The 19863-nt window shown below is 65.7% G+C and carries 16 protein-coding genes; 12 read left to right on the forward strand and 4 right to left on the reverse strand.

Annotated elements, in window-relative coordinates:
* The first annotated feature begins 177 nt into the window (after positions 1-177).
* From gcl to ACVWZ5_RS10855, 8 genes are all read left to right on the forward strand, one after another.
* A complete protein-coding gene (gene gcl / locus ACVWZ5_RS10820; RefSeq protein WP_011532933.1) occupies positions 178-1953 on the forward strand; it encodes a glyoxylate carboligase in 1776 nt (591 codons plus the stop codon).
* Positions 1954-2007: 54 nt separating this feature from the next.
* Entirely contained in the window at positions 2008-2790 is a 783-nt protein-coding gene (hyi, locus tag ACVWZ5_RS10825; protein ID WP_028692836.1) for a hydroxypyruvate isomerase, read from the forward strand.
* 180 nt (positions 2791-2970) lie between these two features.
* A complete protein-coding gene (locus tag ACVWZ5_RS10830) occupies positions 2971-3864 on the forward strand; it encodes a 2-hydroxy-3-oxopropionate reductase (protein WP_028692835.1) in 894 nt (297 codons plus the stop codon).
* A 181-nt stretch (positions 3865-4045) separates the two neighbouring features.
* On the forward strand, positions 4046-5320 hold the full coding sequence (locus ACVWZ5_RS10835; RefSeq protein ID WP_062362549.1) for a glycerate kinase type-2 family protein: 1275 nt from the start codon (positions 4046-4048) through the stop codon (positions 5318-5320).
* Positions 5317-6732: a pyruvate kinase gene (gene pyk, locus ACVWZ5_RS10840; protein WP_336197791.1), complete on the forward strand. Its 1416-nt coding sequence runs from the start codon at positions 5317-5319 to the stop codon at positions 6730-6732. The genes ACVWZ5_RS10835 and pyk overlap by 4 nt, the downstream gene beginning before the upstream one ends.
* A gap of 208 nt (positions 6733-6940) precedes the next feature.
* Complete coding sequence (locus ACVWZ5_RS10845) at positions 6941-7816, forward strand: urea transporter (protein WP_343581574.1); 876 nt, start codon at positions 6941-6943, stop codon at positions 7814-7816.
* A 45-nt stretch (positions 7817-7861) separates the two neighbouring features.
* Positions 7862-8683 carry an ion transporter gene (locus ACVWZ5_RS10850; RefSeq protein ID WP_062574710.1) on the forward strand — a complete coding sequence of 274 codons (822 nt, stop codon included), beginning with the start codon at positions 7862-7864 and terminating at the stop codon, positions 8681-8683.
* A gap of 123 nt (positions 8684-8806) precedes the next feature.
* On the forward strand, positions 8807-9805 hold the full coding sequence (locus ACVWZ5_RS10855; RefSeq protein WP_028692830.1) for a sulfate ABC transporter substrate-binding protein: 999 nt from the start codon (positions 8807-8809) through the stop codon (positions 9803-9805).
* 81 nt (positions 9806-9886) lie between these two features.
* Here ACVWZ5_RS10855 and ACVWZ5_RS10860 read toward each other — a convergent pair whose 3' ends face one another.
* On the reverse strand, positions 9887-10816 hold the full coding sequence (locus ACVWZ5_RS10860) for a class I SAM-dependent methyltransferase (protein ID WP_457340602.1): 930 nt from the start codon (positions 10814-10816) through the stop codon (positions 9887-9889).
* 161 nt (positions 10817-10977) lie between these two features.
* On the opposite strand from ACVWZ5_RS10860, the gene ACVWZ5_RS10865 reads away from it, so the two are divergent.
* From ACVWZ5_RS10865 to ACVWZ5_RS10880, 4 genes are all read left to right on the forward strand, one after another.
* A complete protein-coding gene (locus ACVWZ5_RS10865; RefSeq protein ID WP_280060800.1) occupies positions 10978-11631 on the forward strand; it encodes a DsbA family oxidoreductase in 654 nt (217 codons plus the stop codon).
* Complete coding sequence (locus tag ACVWZ5_RS10870) at positions 11628-12731, forward strand: efflux RND transporter periplasmic adaptor subunit (protein ID WP_051555770.1); 1104 nt, start codon at positions 11628-11630, stop codon at positions 12729-12731. Before ACVWZ5_RS10865 ends, ACVWZ5_RS10870 begins: the two co-directional genes overlap by 4 nt.
* A 36-nt stretch (positions 12732-12767) precedes the next feature.
* On the forward strand, positions 12768-15845 hold the full coding sequence (locus tag ACVWZ5_RS10875) for a MexW/MexI family multidrug efflux RND transporter permease subunit (protein ID WP_028692827.1): 3078 nt from the start codon (positions 12768-12770) through the stop codon (positions 15843-15845).
* Positions 15846-15923: 78 nt separating this feature from the next.
* Positions 15924-17291, forward strand: coding sequence for a TolC family outer membrane protein (locus tag ACVWZ5_RS10880; RefSeq protein WP_435767893.1), 1368 nt, complete (start codon positions 15924-15926; stop codon positions 17289-17291).
* Positions 17292-17375: 84 nt separating this feature from the next.
* Here ACVWZ5_RS10880 and ACVWZ5_RS10885 read toward each other — a convergent pair whose 3' ends face one another.
* From ACVWZ5_RS10885 to ACVWZ5_RS10895, 3 genes are all read right to left on the reverse strand, one after another.
* The gene (locus ACVWZ5_RS10885) at positions 17376-17615 is read right to left on the reverse strand and encodes a DUF3077 domain-containing protein (RefSeq protein ID WP_028692826.1); all 240 of its coding nucleotides are present in this window, start codon (positions 17613-17615) and stop codon (positions 17376-17378) included.
* Entirely contained in the window at positions 17612-17851 is a 240-nt protein-coding gene (locus tag ACVWZ5_RS10890; protein ID WP_036986827.1) for a hypothetical protein, read from the reverse strand. Before ACVWZ5_RS10890 ends, ACVWZ5_RS10885 begins: the two co-directional genes overlap by 4 nt.
* Positions 17852-18405: 554 nt before the next feature.
* Complete coding sequence (locus tag ACVWZ5_RS10895) at positions 18406-19302, reverse strand: LysR family transcriptional regulator (RefSeq protein WP_052896062.1); 897 nt, start codon at positions 19300-19302, stop codon at positions 18406-18408.
* Positions 19303-19863: the final 561 nt, after the last annotated feature.

Raw genomic sequence — 19863 nt, forward strand, 5'->3', positions numbered from 1 at the left:
TTTTGTATACAATTATTTGGCTCAATCTCGCCAAGTGCGACGAAATGCCGCCTCATCGCCCAATGACCACTCAGTCAACGCCGCCGACGAAAATGGATTGACCTTTTGCGCCGAGCATGAATACACTCTGCCGCAACGCAAGTTGTATACAATTACAAAATCGATGAGGCACAAACCATGAGCAAAATGAGAGCAATCGATGCAGCCGTTCTGGTCATGCGCCGTGAAGGTGTAGATACCGCGTTCGGCATTCCGGGGGCTGCCATCAACCCGCTGTACTCGGCCCTGAAGAAAGTCGGTGGCATCGATCACGTCCTCGCTCGCCACGTCGAAGGTGCCTCGCACATGGCCGAGGGCTACACCCGCGCCAACCCGGGCAACATCGGTGTGTGCATCGGCACCTCCGGCCCTGCCGGCACCGACATGGTCACCGGCCTGTACAGCGCCTCGGCCGACTCCATCCCGATCCTCTGCATCACCGGCCAGGCACCGCGCGCACGCCTGCACAAGGAAGACTTCCAGGCCGTCGACATCACCAGCATCGTCAAGCCGGTGACCAAGTGGGCAACCACCGTCCTGGAACCAGGCCAGGTGCCCTACGCCTTCCAGAAAGCCTTCTATGAAATGCGCACCGGCCGCCCGGGCCCAGTGCTGATCGACCTGCCGTTCGACGTACAGATGGCCGAGATCGAATTCGACATCGACGCCTACGAGCCGCTGCCAGTACACAAGCCACAAGCCAGCCGCGTACAGGCCGAGAAAGCCCTGGCCCTGCTCAATGACGCCGAGCGCCCACTGCTGGTGGCCGGTGGCGGCATCATCAACGCCGACGCCAGCGACAAGCTGGTCGAGTTCGCCGAACTGACCGGCGTGCCGGTAATCCCGACCCTGATGGGCTGGGGCACCATCCCGGACGACCACGAACTGATGGTCGGCATGGTCGGCCTGCAGACCTCGCACCGCTACGGCAACGCCACCCTGCTCAAGTCCGACCTGGTGTTCGGCATCGGCAACCGCTGGGCCAACCGCCACACCGGCTCCGTCGACGTCTACACCGAAGGCCGCAAGTTCGTGCATGTGGACATCGAGCCGACCCAGATCGGCCGCGTATTCACCCCGGACCTGGGTATCGTTTCCGATGCCGGCAAGGCACTGGACGTGTTCCTGGAAGTAGCCCGCGAGTGGAAAGCCGCCGGCAAGCTCAAGTGCCGCAAGGCCTGGCTGGAAGACTGCCAGCAGCGCAAGGCCACCCTGCAGCGCAAGACCCACTTCGACAACGTGCCGGTCAAGCCGCAGCGCGTGTACGAAGAGATGAACCAGGTGTTCGGCAAGGACACCTGCTACGTCAGCACCATTGGCCTGTCGCAGATCGCCGGCGCGCAGTTCCTGCACGTGTACAAGCCACGCCACTGGATCAACTGCGGCCAGGCCGGCCCGCTGGGCTGGACCATCCCGGCCGCCCTCGGCGTGGTCAAGGCCGATCCGAAGCGCAAGGTCGTCGCGCTCTCCGGTGACTACGACTTCCAGTTCATGATCGAAGAGCTGGCGGTGGGCGCGCAGTTCAACCTGCCGTACGTCCACGTGCTGGTGAACAATGCCTACCTCGGCCTGATCCGCCAGGCCCAGCGTGGCTTCGACATGGATTACTGTGTACAACTGGCCTTCGAGAACATCAACGCCACCGACGCCGCCACCTACGGTGTCGACCACGTCGCCGTGGTCGAAGGCCTGGGCTGCAAGGCCCTGCGCGTGTTCGAACCGGCCGACATCGCTCCTGCCCTGCTCAAGGCGCAGAAGATGGCCGAAGAGTTCCGTGTGCCGGTGGTGGTCGAAGTGATTCTCGAGCGCGTGACCAACATTTCCATGGGCACCGAGATCAACGCGGTCAACGAGTTCGAAGACCTTGCCCTGGTCGGCAACGACGCGCCGACCGCCATCTCGCTGCTGGACTGATCGCCTGACGCCCCCGCGCCTTGCGCGGGGGTCTTCAACGCAAGGAGACGACCTATGCCTCGCTTCGCCGCCAACCTGTCCATGCTGTTCACCGAACAGGACTTCCTGGCCCGCTTCAAGGCCGCCGCCGACGCTGGTTTCAGCGGTGTCGAATACCTCTTCCCGTACGATTTCAGCGCCGCCGAGATCAAGCAGCAGCTCGACGCCCACGGCCTGACCCAGGTGCTGTTCAACCTGCCGGCCGGCGACTGGTCCAAGGGTGAGCGCGGCATCACCTGCCACCCCGACCGCGTCGAGGAGTTCCGCGCTGGCGTCGACAAGGCCATCGAGTACGCCAAGGTGCTGGGCAACACCCAGGTCAACGCCCTGGCCGGCATTCGCCCCGAGGGCCTGGACTGCGCCACCGTGCGCAAGACCTTCGTCGACAACCTGCGCTACGCCGCCGACAAGCTCAAGGCCGCCGGGATCCGCCTGGTCATGGAAATGATCAACACCCGCGACATCCCGGGCTTCTACCTGAACACCACGAAACAGGCCCTGGAGATCCAGGCCGAGGTGGGCAGCGACAACCTGTTCCTGCAGTACGACATCTACCACATGCAGATCATGGAAGGTGACCTGGCCCGCACCCTGGAAACCAACCTGAAGCTGATCAACCACGTGCAGCTGGCCGACAACCCGGGCCGCCACGAGCCGGGCACCGGCGAGATCAACTACCGCTTCCTGTTCGAGCACCTGGACCGCATCGGCTACCAGGGCTGGGTGGGCGCGGAGTACAAGCCCAAGACCACCACCGAGGCGGGCCTGGGCTGGCTCAAGACCCACAACGCAATTTAAGACCCACGCGGAACTGTTGTAGGAGCGGCCTTGTGTCGCGAAAGGGCTGCGCAGCAGCCCCCGGCAATCTTCCGGCGTGACTGAGATCGTGGGGCCGCTACGCGCCCCTTTCGCGACACAAGGCCGCTCCTACAGGGGCCTGGTCGCCTGTTCATACAAATACAAAGAGGCAGAACTCTCATGGCTAAAATCGGTTTCCTCGGCACCGGCATCATGGGCAAGCCCATGGCCCAGAACCTGCAAAAGGCAGGTCACAGCATCTTCGTTTCCACCCACCACGACGCGGCACCGGCCGACCTGATCGCCGCCGGCGCCGTCGCCCTGGCCAACCCGAAAGAGGTTGCCCAGGAAGCCGAGTTCATCATCGTCATGGTCCCGGATACCCCGCAGGTCGAGAGCGTCCTGTTCGGTGAGAACGGCGTCGTCGAAGGCGTCGGCCCGAACAAGGTGGTAATCGACATGAGCTCGATCTCCCCCACCGCCACCAAGGCCTTCGCCGAGAAGATCAAGGCCACCGGCGCCGCCTACCTGGACGCCCCGGTGTCCGGCGGCGAAGTCGGCGCCAAGGCCGCGACCCTGAGCATCATGGTCGGCGGCTGCCCGAAGGCCTTCGAGCGTACCCTGCCGCTGTTCGAAGCCATGGGCAAGAACATCACCCGCGTCGGCGGCAACGGCGACGGCCAGACCGCCAAGGTGGCCAACCAGATCATCGTCGCCCTGAACATCCAGGCCGTCGGCGAAGCGCTGCTGTTCGCCGCCAAGAACGGCGCCGACCCGGCCAAGGTGCGCGAAGCACTGATGGGCGGCTTTGCCTCGTCGAAGATCCTCGAAGTGCACGCCGAGCGCATGATCAAGGGCACCTTCGACCCGGGCTTCCGCATCAACCTGCACCAGAAGGACCTGAACCTGGCCCTGCAAGGCGCCAAGGAACTGGGCATCAACCTGCCCAACACCTCCAACGCCCAGCAAGTGTTCAGCACCTGCGTGGCGCTGGGCGGCGGCAACTGGGACCACTCGGCGCTGATCAAGGGCCTGGAGCACATGGCCAACTTCTCGATCCGCGACGACAAGTAAGGCCCAATCGCGGGGCCTAACGCTCTGATACGTGGGAGCGGACTTGCCCCGCGATGAATTTCACACCGCCTGGGTGCCAGGCGGTGACACCGAGCAACACCCGCCCCTGGTTCGGCCTGCACGGAGGCAGTTCCAGGGGCGTTTTCGATTGTGCAAAACAACAAGAATCTGGGAGCCTGCCATGTCGGTCGATCCACAAAAACTCCTGCGCGAGCTGTTCGACACAGCCATCGCCGCCGCCCACCCCCGTCAGGTCCTCGAACCCCACCTGCCCGCCGACCGTAGCGGCCGGGTCATCGTCATCGGTGCCGGCAAGGCCGCCGCCGCCATGGCCGAAGTGGTCGAAAAGAGCTGGCAAGGCGAAGTCTCCGGCCTGGTGGTCACCCGCTACGGCCATGGCGCCAGCTGCCAGAAGATCGAGGTGGTCGAAGCCGCCCACCCGGTCCCCGATGCCGCAGGCCTGGCCGTGGCCAAGCGCGTGCTCGACCTGGTCAGCAACCTGAGCGAAGACGACCGCGTCATCTTCCTGCTGTCCGGCGGCGGCTCGGCCCTGCTGGCCCTGCCCGCCGAAGGCCTGACCCTGGCCGACAAGCAGCAGATCAACAAGGCCCTGCTCAAATCCGGCGCTACCATCGGCGAGATGAACTGCGTGCGCAAGCACCTCTCGGCGATCAAGGGCGGCCGCCTGGCCAAGGCCTGCTGGCCGGCCACCGTCTACACCTACGCGATTTCCGACGTACCCGGTGACCTCGCCACGGTCATCGCCTCCGGCCCCACCGTGGCCGACCCGAGCACCTCGGCCGACGCCCTGGCGATCATCAAGCGCTACAACATCGACGCCCCCAAGGCCGTCATCGACTGGCTCAACAACCCGGCCTCCGAGACCGTCAAGGCCGATGACCCGGCCCTGGCCCGCAGCCACTTCCAGCTGATCGCCAGGCCCCAGCAGTCGCTGGAGGCCGCCGCGGTGAAAGCCCGCCAGGCCGGCTTCAGCCCGCTGATCCTCGGTGACCTGGAGGGCGAGTCGCGCGAGGTGGCCAAGGTGCATGCCGGCATCGCCCGGCAGATCGTCCTGCACGGCCAACCGCTCAAGGCCCCCTGCGTGATCCTCTCCGGCGGCGAGACCACCGTCACCGTGCGCGGCAACGGTCGTGGCGGGCGCAACGCCGAGTTCCTGCTCAGCCTCACCGAAAGCCTCAAGGGCCTGCCGGGTGTGTACGCCCTGGCCGGCGACACCGACGGCATCGACGGTTCGGAGGACAACGCCGGCGCCTTCATGACCCCGGACAGCTACGCCCGCGCCGAGGCCCTGGGCCTGTCGGCCAGCGATGAGCTGGACAACAACAACGGCTATGGCTACTTCGCCGCCCTCGACGCGCTGATCGTCACCGAGCCGACCCGCACCAACGTCAACGACTTCCGTGCCATCCTGATCCTCGAGACTCCGCAATCATGACGCCTGATAAAAAAGTCAAAATCCTCGCCACCCTAGGGCCTGCGATCAAAGGCATCGATGACATCCACCAACTGGTCGAGGCCGGGGTGAACATCTTCCGCCTCAACTTCAGCCACGGCGAGCACGCCGACCACGCCCTGCGCTACCAGTGGATCCGCGAAGTCGAGCAGCAGCTCAACTACCCGCTGGGCATCCTCATGGACCTGCAGGGTCCGAAGCTGCGGGTCGGCCGCTTCGCCGACGGCAAGGTCCAGCTGCAACGCGGCCAGGCCCTGCGCCTGGACCTGGACAAGACCCCGGGCGACAGCCGCCGGGTCAACCTCCCGCACCCGGAGATCATCGCCGCGCTGGAGCCGGGCATGGACCTGCTGCTGGACGACGGCAAGCTGCGCCTGCGCGTCACCGCCAAGCACGGCGACGCCATCGACACCGAAGTGCTGGCCGGTGGCGAGTTGTCCGACCGCAAGGGCGTCAACGTGCCCCAGGCGGTGCTGGACCTCTCCCCGCTGACCGAAAAGGACCGCCGCGACCTGGCCTTCGGCCTGGAGCTTGGCGTGGACTGGGTGGCGCTGTCGTTCGTCCAGCGCCCTGAGGACATCGTCGAGGCCCGCCAGCTGATTGGCGAGCGCGCCTACCTGATGGCCAAGATCGAGAAGCCCTCGGCGGTCGAGCAACTGCAGGCCATCGCCGAGCTGTCCGACGCGATCATGGTCGCCCGTGGCGACCTCGGCGTGGAAGTGCCGGCCGAGAGCGTGCCGCAGATCCAGAAGGGCATCATCAATACCTGCCGTCAGCTGGGCAAGCCGGTGGTGGTGGCCACGCAGATGCTTGAATCGATGCGCTTCTCCCCAGCCCCGACCCGCGCCGAGGTCACCGACGTGGCCAACGCCGTGGCCGAAGGTGCCGATGCTGTGATGCTGTCGGCCGAGACCGCCTCGGGCGACTACCCGCTGGAAGCGGTGCAGATGATGAGCAAGATCATCCGCCAGGTGGAAAACGGCCCGGACTACCAGGCCCAGCTCGACGTCGGCCGGCCCAAGGCCGAAGCCACGGTGTCCGATGCCATCAGCTGCGCGATCCGCCGTATCAGCGGCATCCTGCCGGTGGCGGTGCTGGTCAACTACAGCGAGTCGGGGGCCTCGACCCTGCGCGCCGCCCGCGAGCGGCCACGGGCGCCGATCCTCAACCTGACGCCGAACCTCAACACGGCGCGCCGCCTGAGCGTGACCTGGGGCGTGCACTCGGTGGTCAACGACCGCCTGCGCCAGGTCGACGAGGTGGTCTCCACGGCGCTGGAGATCGCCCAGGCGCAAGGCATGGCCAGCCGTGGCGACACGCTGCTGATCACCGCCGGTGTGCCTTTCGGCAAGCCGGGTTCGACTAATACGCTGCGCATCGAGACCTTGGTCTGAGATCGCCGGGGGCGCTGTGCGCCCCTTTCGCGACACAAGGCCGCTCCCACAGGGATCACACCCAGGCCTGAACACACGATCCCTGTGGGAGCGGCCTTGTGTCGCGAAAGGAGGGCGCAGCCCTCCCCGTACACCGATGCAACAGAACTGCGGATAACCCGAGGCCCAAAGAGGCCCACCGCTCCCCCACCCACCTTGCCGACTGCCCATGTACACCAAGAATTTCGTCAACCCGTGCCCGGACTGGGCCACGGCCTTGCTCAACGGCTTCAGCCAGGTGCTGCTGCTGCGCAACCCCCTGTGCGGCCTGTGCTGCCTGCTGGCCATTCTGCTCACCGCGCCCGACCTGGTCGGCGGCGCCCTGCTCGGCGCCCTGGCCGGCCTGCTCACCGCCCAACGCCGCGGCTACGACCGCGCCGACCGCCAGGCCGGGCTGTATTGCTACAACGGCGTGCTGATCGGCATCCTGATCAGCGCCGTGCTGCCCTGGTCGGCGATCCTGCCGCCGCTGATCATCGCCGCCGGCGGTCTGTCGAGCATACTCACCCACCAGTGGCGCAAGCGCGGCGGCAAGCTGCTGGTCGCCTACACCGCGCCCTTCGTGCTGCTGGGCTGGGCCACCCTGCTGCTGGCCGAGCCATCGGCCAACGGCTATGTCGAGGCAGACCCTGTGTATGCCCTGCTGCGCGGCGTGGGGCAGATCTTCCTGCTCGACAAGCCCATGGCCGGCCTGCTGATCGTCATCGGCATGTACTTCGCCAACCCCTATGCCGCCACCTGGGCGGTGATCGGCTCGGCCATCGGCGGCGGGGTCGCGCTGCTGGCCGGTGAAGCGCAAGGGGCCTGGTTGGGGCTTTATGGCTTCAATGCGGCACTGGCCGCGCTGGCCTTCAGCCGCCAGGGTGAGAAACCCTGGGTGACCTTGCTCGCCATCGTCTGTGCCTTGCTGCTACAGCCACTGTTCAACCTGCTACCGCTCGCCGGGCTGACCGCGCCGTTCGTCACCGCCTGCTGGCTGATGCACCTGGGCAACCATCTGGCCCAGCTCAACCAGCGCCGTAACGCGCCTCGCTTGCACAGCTGAAACACAGCCCCTAGGCTCTGCCCATTCGCACAATGGAACGCGCCCATGGACAACCCTTCGAGCCTGCGCGAGCGGCTCTACGTCATCGTCTTCCAGACCGACACCGTCGCTGGAAGACGCTTCGACAAGATCCTCCTGCTGATCATCCTCGCCAGCCTGGTCACGGTGATCCTCGACAGCATCGACGAAATTCACCAGAACTACGCCGGGCTGCTGGCCGGCATCGAGTGGGGCTTCACGGCGATCTTCCTCGCCGAGTACATCACCCGCCTGTACTGCTCGCCCAAGCCGCTGCGCTATGCCTTCAGTTTCTACGGGCTGGTCGACCTGCTGGCGATCGTGCCCGGGATCATCGCCCTGTACTACAGCGACGCCCAGTACCTGCTGATCATCCGGGTGATCCGCATGCTGCGGATCTTCCGCGTGCTCAAGCTCAGCCCCTATCTGAAGCAGGCCCACTACCTGCTGGCGGCGCTGCAGGGCAGCAAGCAGAAGATCATCGTGTTCCTGGTCAGCGTGTCGACCCTGGTCACGGTGTTCGGCACGCTGATGTACGTGATCGAAGGGCCGGAGCACGGCTTTACCAGCATTCCCAAGGGCATCTACTGGGCCATTGTCACCCTGACCACGGTAGGCTTCGGCGATATCGTGCCGAAGACGCCGCTTGGACAGGTGCTGTCGTCGCTGGTGATGATCACCGGTTACTCGATCATTGCCGTGCCCACCGGCATCTTCACCGCCGAACTGGCCAATGCCCTGCGTGGCGAGCAGTTGCAGCATGACTGCCCGACCTGCGCCAAGCACCACCACGAGCATGGCGCGGCGTTCTGTTCGCGCTGTGGCAATGCGTTGTTTCCAAAGCAATAGGCAGCGTCCCAAGGCGGGGCAAGCATAAGCAAAGAGCCATTTGATCTTTAGCGACCAAAGCGCCAAACGCTATAGTCGCTGGCATATCGCCAACCCTTTGAATCAGAACAAGGAATGCCCCCAGTGAAAAAACTCTTCAGCGCCTCGCTGCTCGCCGCGGGCCTGGCCCTGGGCAACCTCGCCCAGGCCGCCCCGACCCTGCTCAACGTCTCCTACGACGTGATGCGCGACTTCTACAAGGACTACAACCCGGCGTTCCAGAAGCACTGGGAGGCCGAGCACAAGGAGAAGGTCAATGTGCAGATGTCCTTCGGCGGCTCGAGCAAGCAGGCGCGCGCGGTGATCGATGGCCTGCCGGCCGACGTGATCACCATGAACATGGCCACCGACATCAACGCCCTGGCCGACAACGGCAAGCTGGTGCCGGACAACTGGGTGAGCCGCCTGCCGAACAACAGCGCGCCGTTCACCTCGGCCACCGTGTTCATCGTGCGCAAGGGCAACCCCAAGGCGCTGAAGGACTGGCCGGACCTGCTCAAGGACGGCGTGCAGGTGATCGTGCCCAACCCCAAGACCTCGGGTAACGGCCGCTATACCTACCTCTCGGCCTGGGGCTACGTGCTCAAGCAGGGCGGTGACGAAACCAAGGCCCGCGACTTCGTCGGCAAGCTGTTCAAGCAGGCGCCGGTCCTGGACACCGGTGGCCGCGCCGCCACCACCACCTTCATGACCAACCAGATCGGCGACGTGCTGGTGACCTTCGAGAACGAGGCCGAGATGATCGCCCGCGAGTTCGGCCGCGACCAGTTCGAAGTGATCTACCCGAGTGTGTCGGCCGAGGCCGAGCCGCCGGTGAGCGTGGTGGACAAGGTGGTAGCCAAGAAAGGCACCCAGGCCGTGGCCGAGGAATACCTGAAGTATCTGTGGTCGCCCGAGGCCCAGGAAATCGCCGCCAACAACTACCTGCGCCCGCGTGACGCCACCGTGCTGGCCAAGTACACCGACCGCTTCCCGAAAGTCGACTTCCTGTCCGTTGAAAAAACCTTCGGCGACTGGCGCACCGTGCAGAAGACCCACTTCAATGACGGTGGCGTGTTCGACCAGATCTATACCAACAAGTAACCGCCGTTCTCAGGCTCAGACCTGAGGGAGCGGTTCTATGGTAGTGGCCCGCTCCCACGCACCTTCCAGTATCAACAAGGGTCAGGCCTGCTGGCGGAACACCAGCGCCTTCAGGCCACCCTCCGGATCCGCATCCGGAAACTCCGGCGGATTCTTAAGCCGCTCGACAAACACCAGCCCCGGCGCCTGCTCGGCCATCCCCTCGATGAGAAACTGCGGCCCGATCCCCGGATCGTTGACGCAGGCCAGCACCGTACCGCCTTCAGTCAACAACTCCGGCAAACGCCGAAGGATCTTGGCGTAGTCCTGGGTCAGCACGAAGCTGCCGCGCTGGAAGGTCGGCGGGTCGATGATGATCAGGTCATACGGCCCGTACTTGCGCACCTTGCCCCATGACTTGAACAGCTCATGCCCCAGGTACGCGACCCGCGAGGCGTCATGGCCGTTGAGTCGGTGATTGTCGCGGCCCCGGGACAGCGCCGACTTGGCCATGTCCAGGTTGACCACCTGCTCGGCGCCGCCGGCGATCGCCGCCACCGAAAAGCCGCAGGTGTAGGCGAACAGGTTGAGTACGCGCTTGCCGGCCGCCTGCTCGCGTACCCAGCGTCGGCCATAGCGCATGTCGAGGAACAGGCCGTTGTTCTGGCGCACGCCCAGGTCGAGCAGGTACTTCAGGCCATCCTCGACCACCTCGCGCTGCTGGCACGGCTCGCCCCACAACCACTGGCCAGGGCTGTCCTGAAGGTAGCGGTGCTGCAGCAGGATGGCATGGCCGGTCCACTGCGGGCGCTCGGCCAGCGCCATCAGCATCGCTTCGAGCTCGGCCAGCTGGCCCTCGGGCGGCTCGCGGAACAGCGCCACCAGCAACACGCCGTCGAGCCAGTCGACGGTGATCTGCTCGAGTCCCGGCCAGCAGCGGCCACGGCCATGGAACAGGCGGCGGGTCTCCCGGGGGGCGGGATCGAGGGCGGCGAGCAGGTGCTGCTCGAGGGTGGCGATGGCTGGGCTCATGTCGGCTACGGTCAGGCAAAAGCGCCATTCTACCCGCTCAAGGCCGGGCCGGGCGGTCATCAATGAAGGGGATGAGAGGGTTTGCGGCACTTTTGTCGCTTTTTTCTTGCCGGGGCGCTGTGGATAGTGCGGCCATCCCTCCCTGAAACCGGATCACTGCCATGTCACCCCTGAAAGTCGAATTCTTCCACGATGTCGTCTGCGGCTGGTGCTTCGTCCTCGCCCCGCGCCTCAAGCAGTTGCAGGACGAACTCAACCTGGACATCCAGCACCGCAGCTTCATCCTGCAGACCAGCCGCGAGGCGATGGTCGAGCGCTTCGGCTCGATGCCCAAGGCCAAGGAAACCATCCTCAGCCACTGGCTGTCGTGCTCGCGCGCCGAGGACGTCAAGCGCATCAACATCGAAGCCATGCGCCAGCAGGACTTCGAATACCCCACCGGCCTGCTCTCGGGCCTCGCCTGCCAGACCGCCAAGGCGCTGGGCGGCAACGAAGGCCACGAGCGTATGTTCGACCGCCTGCAGGAAGCCCACCTGGTGCAGGCCCGCAACATCGGCGACCGCGCCACCGTGCTGGCCGTGGCCGCCGAGGCCGGCTTCGACCCGCAGGCCTTCGCCACGGCATTCGACCAGCAGGCCCCGCAGATGCTCGAGGAAGAACTGGCCCTGGGCCGGCGCCTGGGCATCAGCTCGGTGCCCAGCCTGGTGATCGATGGCCGCTACCTGGTCCCCGGCGCCCTGAGCCTCGAGCAACTGCGCCAGACCTTCATCCAGGTCCGTGCCAACCAGAACCAGGCGCAAGGAGCCGCCCAATGAAAAACCGTTACTGGATCGCCGCCGGCACTTCCCTGTCGTTGCTGGCCATGGCCCTGCTGCCCGCCCCGGCGGTAGTGGCCAACGACGCCCCCGCCGCCCAGGCCAACGCCACCCCGGTGGCGGTCGCCCGGGTGCAGTCCGGCCCCATGCCGCAGGTGCTCAGCGCCGTCGGCACCCTGGAGGCGGTGCACCAGGTCAATGTCTCGCCGGAAGTCGGCGGGCGCATCACCGCGCTGGAGTTCACCGCCGGCAAGGCCGTGGCCGCAGGCCAAGTGCTGGTCAAGCTCAACGACGCGCCCGAGCGCGGCGAGCTGGCCAAGCTGCAGGCCCAGGCCAAGAACGCCAAGCTGGCCCTGGAGCGCACGCGCAAGGTCCTGCCGCTGGCCTCCACCCAGGCCCAGCTGGACCAGGCCCAGGCCAACTATGACCAGTTGCTCGGCGAGATCGCCCAGGTCCAGGCGCAGATCGCGCAGAAGACCATCCGCGCCCCGTTCGCCGGCGTGCTGGGCATCCGCAAGGTCAACCTCGGCCAGTACGTCAGCCCCGGCGACAGCCTGGTGACCCTCACCGAGCTGTCGCGCCTGCACGTCAACTTCCCGCTGCCCGAGCAGTCCGCCGCCGCCCTGCAGGCCGGCCAGGCCATCACCCTCAAGGTCGACGCCTGGCCGCAGCAACGCTTTGTCGCCGCAGTGACCACCCTGGAGCCGCAGATCGACCCGGGCGCCCGCTCCATGCAGGTGCAGGCGACCCTCGACAACCCCGGCCAGCAACTCAAGCCGGGCATGTTCGCCAACGTCAGCATCGAGCTGCCGAGCCACGCCGACGTGCTCAGTGTGCCGGAAACGGCGATCAGCTACAGCGCCTACGGCAACTCGCTGTACGTGCTGCGCGAGAAGGACGGCGCGCTGCGCGTGGAGCAGGTGTTCGTCAAGCTCGGCGCGCGCCGCGACGACCGCGTGGTGGTGCTCGATGCGCTGACCCCGGGCGACCGCGTGGTGGTGTCCGGGCAGATCCGTCTGAGCAATGGCATGCCGGTGCGGGTCACCGACGACACCCTGGCCGCCAGCACCACGCGCAAGCCGGACCTGGCCCAGCAGTAATGGGTTTGCGTGCCACTGAAAAGGACCTGTAGCACCATGAAATTCACCGACCTGTTCATCCGCCGCCCGGTACTGACCCTGGTGGTCTGCGCGATGATCGTCATGCTTGGCCTGCTGGCGCTGCTGAACCTGCCGATCCGCCAGTACCCGCAGCTGGAAAGCGCGACCATCACCATCACCACCGAATACCCCGGCGCCCGCTCGCAGCTGATGCAGGGCTTTGTCACCCAGCCCATCTCGCAGGCCGTGGCCTCGGTCGACGGCGTCGACTACCTGAGCTCGACCTCGACCCAGGGCAAGAGCGTGATCAGCGTGCGCCTGAAGCTCAACGCCGACTCCAACAAGGCCCTTACCGAGATCATGGCCGCCGTCAACCAGGTCAAGTACCGCCTGCCCGAAGGCGCCTACGACTCGGTGGTGGCCAAGTCTTCCGGCGAAGGCACGGCGGTGATCTACGTCGGCTTCTCGAGCAAGGACATTGGCCTGCCGGCGATCACCGACTATATCTCCCGCGTGGTGCAGCCGCGCCTGGCGGCCATCGACGGCGTGGCCGAAGCGCAGATCCTCGGCGGCCAGAAGCTGGCCATGCGCCTGTGGCTGGACCCGGCGCGCATGGCCGCGCGCAACCTGTCGGCCAGCGACGTGGCCGAGGCCATCCGCCAGAACAACTTCCAGGCCGCCCCCGGCCAGACCAAGGGCCAGTACGTCTCGGCCAACATCAACATCAACACCGACCTGACCAGCGTCGACCAGTTCCGCCAGATGGTGGTGCGCCGCGACGGCGACACGCTGATCCGCCTGAGCGACATCGGCACCGCCGAGCTCGGCGCCACCTCCTATGACACCAGCGGCATCATGGACGGCGAGCCGGCGGTGTTCATCGGCCTGCACGCCACCCCCGCCGGCAACCCGCTGACCATCGTCGGCGCGGTGCAGGAGATGATGCCGCAGATCCGCGAGACCATGCCGCCGGGCATGACCGCCAACATCGTGTTCGAGGTGGCACGCTTTATCCAGGCGTCCATCGATGAAGTGGTCAAGACCCTGATCGAGGCCGTGGTGATCGTCGCCGTGGTGATCTTCCTGTTCCTCGGCTCGCTGCGCAGCGTGCTGATCCCGCTGGTGACCATCCCGCTGTCGCTGATCGGCGCGGCGGCGATCATGAGCCTGTTCGGTTTCAGCATCAACCTGCTGACCCTGCTGTCGATGGTCCTGGCCATCGGCCTGGTGGTGGACGACGCCATCGTCGTGGTGGAGAACGTCCACCGCCATATCGAGGAAGGCAAGTCGCCGTTGCAGGCGGCGCTGGTCGGCGCCCGCGAGATCGCCGGCCCCGTGATCGCCATGACCCTGACCCTGGCCGCGGTGTACGCCCCGATCGGTCTGATGGGCGGGCTGACCGGCGCGCTGTTCAAGGAGTTCGCCTTCACCCTCGCCGGCGCCGTGGTGGTGTCCGGCGTGGTGGCGCTGACCCTGTCGCCGGTGATGAGCGCCTTCCTGCTCAACCGCCAGGCCAGCGAAGGGCCGATGGCCCGTGGCGCCGAGCGCTTCTTCCAGTGGCTGGGCAAGGGCTACGGCCGCGTGCTGGACGTGTCCCTGCACCACCGCTGGCTGACCCTGGCGATTGCCGCGGCGGTGTTCGTCAGCCTGCCGATCCTCTACCTCGGCGCCCAGCGCGAGCTGGCGCCGGTCGAGGACCAGGCCCAGGTGCTGGCGGTGGCCAAGGCCCCGCAGTACGCCAACATCGACTACACCGAGATGTACGCGCACCGCATGGACCGCCTGTTCGCCACCTTCCCGGAAACCGACATCACCTGGGTGGTCAACGGCAACGACGGCCCGCGCACCGCGTTCGGCGGCGCCAACCTGAGTACCTGGGAAAAACGCCAGCGCAGCGCCGACCAGTTGCAGGCCGAGATCCAGAAAGCCGTCGGCGAGATCGAGGGCGTGGCCATCTTCGCCTTCCAGCTGCCGCCGCTGCCCGGTTCCACCGGCGGCCTGCCGGTGCAGATGGTGATCCAGAGTTCCCAGGACCACCGCGTGGTGTTCGACGCCATGGACAAGATCAAGCAGGCGGCCATGGCCAGCGGCCTGTTCGCCGTGGTCGACTCCGACCTGGACTTCAACAGCCCGCTGGTCAACATCAACATCGACCGCAGCAAGGCCAACGACCTGGGCATCAGCATGCAGGCCATCGGCGACGCCCTGGCGGTGCTGGTGGGCGAGAACTACGTCAACCGCTTCGCCCTCGACGGCCGCTCCTACGACGTGATCCCGCAGGTGGCACGAGCCCAGCGCCTGTCGGCGGAAATGCTGGTCGGCCAGTACGTCAAGGCCGCCAACGGCGCCCAGGTGCCGCTGTCGACCCTGGTCAGCTTCGACATGTCGATCGAGCCCAACAAGCTGACCCAGTTCAACCAGCTCAACTCGGCCACCCTGCAGGCGGTGCCGGCGCCGGGCGTGAGCATCGGCGACGCGGTGCAGTTCCTCGCCGCCCAGGCCAATGCCCTGCCCACCGGCTTCAGCCATGACTGGCTGTCCGATGCCCGCCAGTTCGTCCAGGAAGGCAGCGCCCTGGTGGTGACGTTCATCTTCGCCATCCTGGTCATCTACCTGGTGCTGGCGGCGCAGTTCGAAAGCCTGCGCGACCCGCTGGTGATCCTGGTCAGCGTGCCGATGTCGGTGTGCGGCGCGCTGATCCCGCTGTACCTGGGCTACGCCACGGTGAACATCTACACGCAGATCGGCCTGGTGACCCTGGTCGGCCTGATCAGCAAGCATGGCATCCTCATGGTCGAGTTCGCCAACGAGCTGCAGCAGGCCGACCAGCTCGATCGCCGCACGGCCATCGAGCGCGCCGCGCAGATCCGCCTGCGGCCGATCCTGATGACCACCGCGGCCATGGTGGTGGGCTTGGTCCCGCTGCTGCTGGCCAGCGGCGCCGGTGCCCACAGCCGCTTCAGCCTGGGCCTGGTGATCGTCATCGGCATGCTGGTCGGCACGCTGTTCACCCTGTTCATCCTGCCCACCGTGTACTCGCTGCTGGCCAAGGACCACCGCGCCAGCGAAGACCCACGCCTGCAGGAACTGGCCGCCTACACCCAGCCGGCCTGACCCCTTCGCCCGCCCTCCCCTGTGGCAGCCGTGATCGGCTGCCCCTGGGAGCGGCCGGCCCGGATAAAGAGAAACGACATGCTACGTAAGACCCTTCTGCCCCTGCTGTTCCTGGCGCCCCTGGCCCAGGCCGTTGCCGCCGAGCGTGCGACGCTGATGTCGGTGTACGCCCAGGTGGTCGAGCACAACAGCGACATGGCCGCCGCCCGCGAGAACTACCTGGCCCGCCGCGAGGCCGTGCCCCTGGCCCGCGCCCGCCTGCTGCCGCAGGTGGCCCTGGATGCCGAGGCCGGCGACGTGCGCAGCGACCGCCGCCAGGTCGAACAGCGCAGTGGCAGCCTGTACCGCCTGAGCCTCGACCAGCCGCTGTTCGACCTCAGCCGCTGGTTCGACTTCAAGGCCGCGCAATCCGAGAACGAACAGGCCGAACTGGACTTCTCGGCGTTCCAGCAGCAACTGATCCTCGACACCGCCAGCCGCTACTTCGACACCCTGCTGGCCGAGGACAACCTGGCCACCGCCAAGGCCGAGCTGCGCGCCTTCGACCGCCAGTTGCAGCAGACCCGGCTGAGCTACGACGCCGGCCTGTCCGACCAGAACGACATGCTCTCGGCCCAGGCCAGCTTCGACCGCGCCAGCGCCAACTTGATCGACAGCCAGCGCCGCAGCGAAGACGCCTACCAGGCGCTGATGCGCCTGACCGGGCAGGCGCAACCGGCATTGGCCGGGATCCGCCACAGCCTGCCGGTGCAAGCGCCGGTGCCCGCGCGCGCCGAGGCCTGGGTCGAACAGGCCATGGCGCAGAACCTGCGCCTGCGCGCCAGCCAGGCCGCCGTCAGCCAGGCCGGCCAGACCCTGCGCAGCAGCAAGGCCGATCACCTGCCGACCTTCAACCTGAGCATGGGCTACGCCGAGGGCGACAGCGACCTGATGGATTCCAGCGCGCACTTCGGCCAGCGCTCCGGCAACCAGCGCGACAGCTCGGTGATGGTGCAGATGAAGCTGCCGCTGTTCAGCGGCGGCGGCACCAGCGCGCGGGTACGCCAGGCCACCCATGAGCTGGCGCGCACCGAGTACGGCCGCACCAGCCTCGAACGCGAGGTGCTGGAAGGGTCGCGCAACGCCTTCCGCGCGGTGGTCAGCGATGTCGAGCAGGTGCGCGCGCGGCGCCAGAGCATCATCTCCAGCCAGGGCTCGTTGCGGGCCACCGAGGCGGGGTATGAGGTGGGCAGCCGCAACATCGTCGATATCCTCGATGCCCAGCGCGACCTGTACAACGCGGTGCGCGACTACAACGTCTCGCGCTATGCGTACATCGTCGACAGCCTGCGGCTCAAGCAGCAGGCCGGCAGCCTGAGCCCGGATGACCTGCGCGAACTGGCGGGGTATCTGAAGCTGGATTACGAGCCGGAGCGGGATTTCCTGCCGAGTGATTTGCGCGGGTAAGGTATTGGCAACACCGGCCCTATCGCGGGGCAAGTCGCAGCGGCGGTGCGCCGCTGCGACTTGCCCCGCGATAGGGCCATCGGATCAACAGCGGCGGTTCATACCAAGCTCCATGTCATCGATCAACGCCTTGGCCATGGCGCTCAACATGCGCGCTGCGCTGCCCGCCATCAGGTCGCCTTCCATCTCGGCCTCGCAGGTGAGGTGGCGAATGCAGCCAAGCAGCACCGACAACTCGCTGAAGGCATCCGCGAAGGGAATGCCCGGCTCGACCTTGAACAGGTCCATGCAGCGGGTCCGGCCTGCGGTACGTGCGTTGGTCATGGCTGCACCTCTGGCTTGTGTTCGAGCAAGGCACAGGCCAGCTGGCCGAGGTAGTCGCTGGCGGCGAACAGACGGTCCTGGGCTTCGCCAGGGTCGGTCTTGAAGTAGATATCGAGGACATCGGAAATGGCGGTGGCCACTTCGACGGCGGCGGCCATGGCTTCTTCGCGGGTGAGGGTCGGGCGGATAGCGATGAAGGGGGCTAGACGGGGTGGGTCTGGGACGATCTTTTTCATGGTCAACACTCCTGCGCAGTTCAAGAATGCTGCCCTCCGGCGCCTTTCTCACGGGACAAAGGGTGGCAGCCGTGCACGGGGTGAGAAACCGAGGCGCAAGAGAAACTCGGCCAGACCGAAGTCTGCCCGGGCACGGCTGCCATAACTGGATTGCCGATACTTTACGCCTCGGGTTCTCACACCCGGTCACCTGATATGGCGACCCCGTGAAGTTATCCGTGGGGTATTTCCCCGACAACGCAGCAGCTTCCGGCAAGCGCGTAGGATAGTTCCCAAGCTTTGCCGGCTGAAGCATTTGGTTTCAGGTTCGGAAACATCTGACAGTTTTCGAGATGGCCGGGGCTGCTGCGCAGCCCTTTCGCGACACAAGGCCGCTCCCACAGGGACCGCGCCATGGCAGAACCGGCACATATCCTGTGGGAGCGGCCTTGTGTCGCGAAAGGGCCGCGTAGCGGCCCCGGCGAGCTAAAGCCAAACGCTGACTCAGAACACCTTGAACGGCGGGGACCTGGAATCGACACCGCAATGAAGCGCACATCAAGCTGCCCCAACAATCACCCCGGCCGATACTCCCGACACCGCTCCCGCAGTATCTGCGCCAGCAACCGCACCTCGGGACTGTGCCGGTACTCCTCGGGATACCCCATGTACATCGGCACCTCCCGCTCCCGCTGATGCTGCAGGTTGACCCGCACCAACCGCCCTTGCGCCAGCCCCTGCTGCACCCGATGCTCCGGCAACCAGGCAAAGCCCATCCCCCGCTCGACGAAGCTCTCGGCCGCCGCCAGGCTGCTCACCGTCCAGCGCTGCGAGGTCCCCAGCCAGCCACTGTTCTGCGAATTGCGCGTGCCGGAATCGCGGATCACCACCTGCCGGTGGTTCTTCATGTCGTCCAGGCTCAACTCCCCCTGCGCCGCGCTCAGCGGGTGGCTGGCCCCCACCACGCAGACCAGCGAGACATTGAGCAGGAACTCCTGCAGGTAACCGGAAGGCAGGCTGCTGGCGATGCCCAGCTCGACCTTGCCATCCTCCAGCAGCTCGCGGGCCCCGGACAATGCCGTTTCGTACAGGCGGATACGGTGATCCTTGTACTCCAGGGCAAACTCCTGCAATGCCTGTTGCAGCAATTCGATGGGGAACAGCACATCCACCGCCAGCGCCTGCTCGGTAAACAGCCCCGGCTGGTACTGGTTGGCCAGGTGCTCGAGCTTCTGCGCCGCCCCCAGCAGGTGCTTGGCCTGGGGCAGCAGGGCCTTGCCCAGGGAGGTGAGTACGGCCTTGCGGCCTTCGATGATGAACAGCTCCTGGCCCAGGAGCATTTCCATGCGGTTGACCGAGTGGCTGATGGCCGACTGCGACTTGTACATGTGCTCGCCGGCCTGCTGGAAACCGCCGCACTCGACCGTGCAGACGAACGCGCGCCACTGATCGAGACTGATCTTGGAAAACACCATCACCTCCTTGTGTACCCGAAAACCGGGCGACGAATCCTGTGTCCTGCGGCGTTGTACCACAGCTGCGCACGACACATGAAGACCATGCCGCGATGCACGCACTTTTTGTCACTATTCGCCCAGGCCACTTCGTGCGACAACAACGTCCCGGACAGTGTCCGGCACTAATGGATGAATAATGGACAAGGAGCGTCCCCCATGCAGAGATGCACACGCGATACGGCCTAAACCAACAGCCGGAACAACACGGCAAAGTATGCGGCGATAACGCCATAAAATTTTCATATTAATTTAATTGAAAATTTTAATTGCCATATTGTTCAACACCCTCTCCCAAACCTTTATGGAAGCCGCGTGGCAGCACGGGGCCTGCGCCTGCGCGCACTAAAAAACGCATAACTTAATAGCCAAAAAAACCATGAACAGGCGTCATCAATCCCATCGGAATTATTCGCTTTTTTTGGCAAAAGCTTCAGCCGCAATAATTAAATGGCCAGCAGGGACTGGCACCGGAACAACAAGACCGGTTGTGTATTTTGGGATTTTTTCAACAGTGAA

Source organism: Pseudomonas sp. TE6283 (assembly GCF_054060555.1).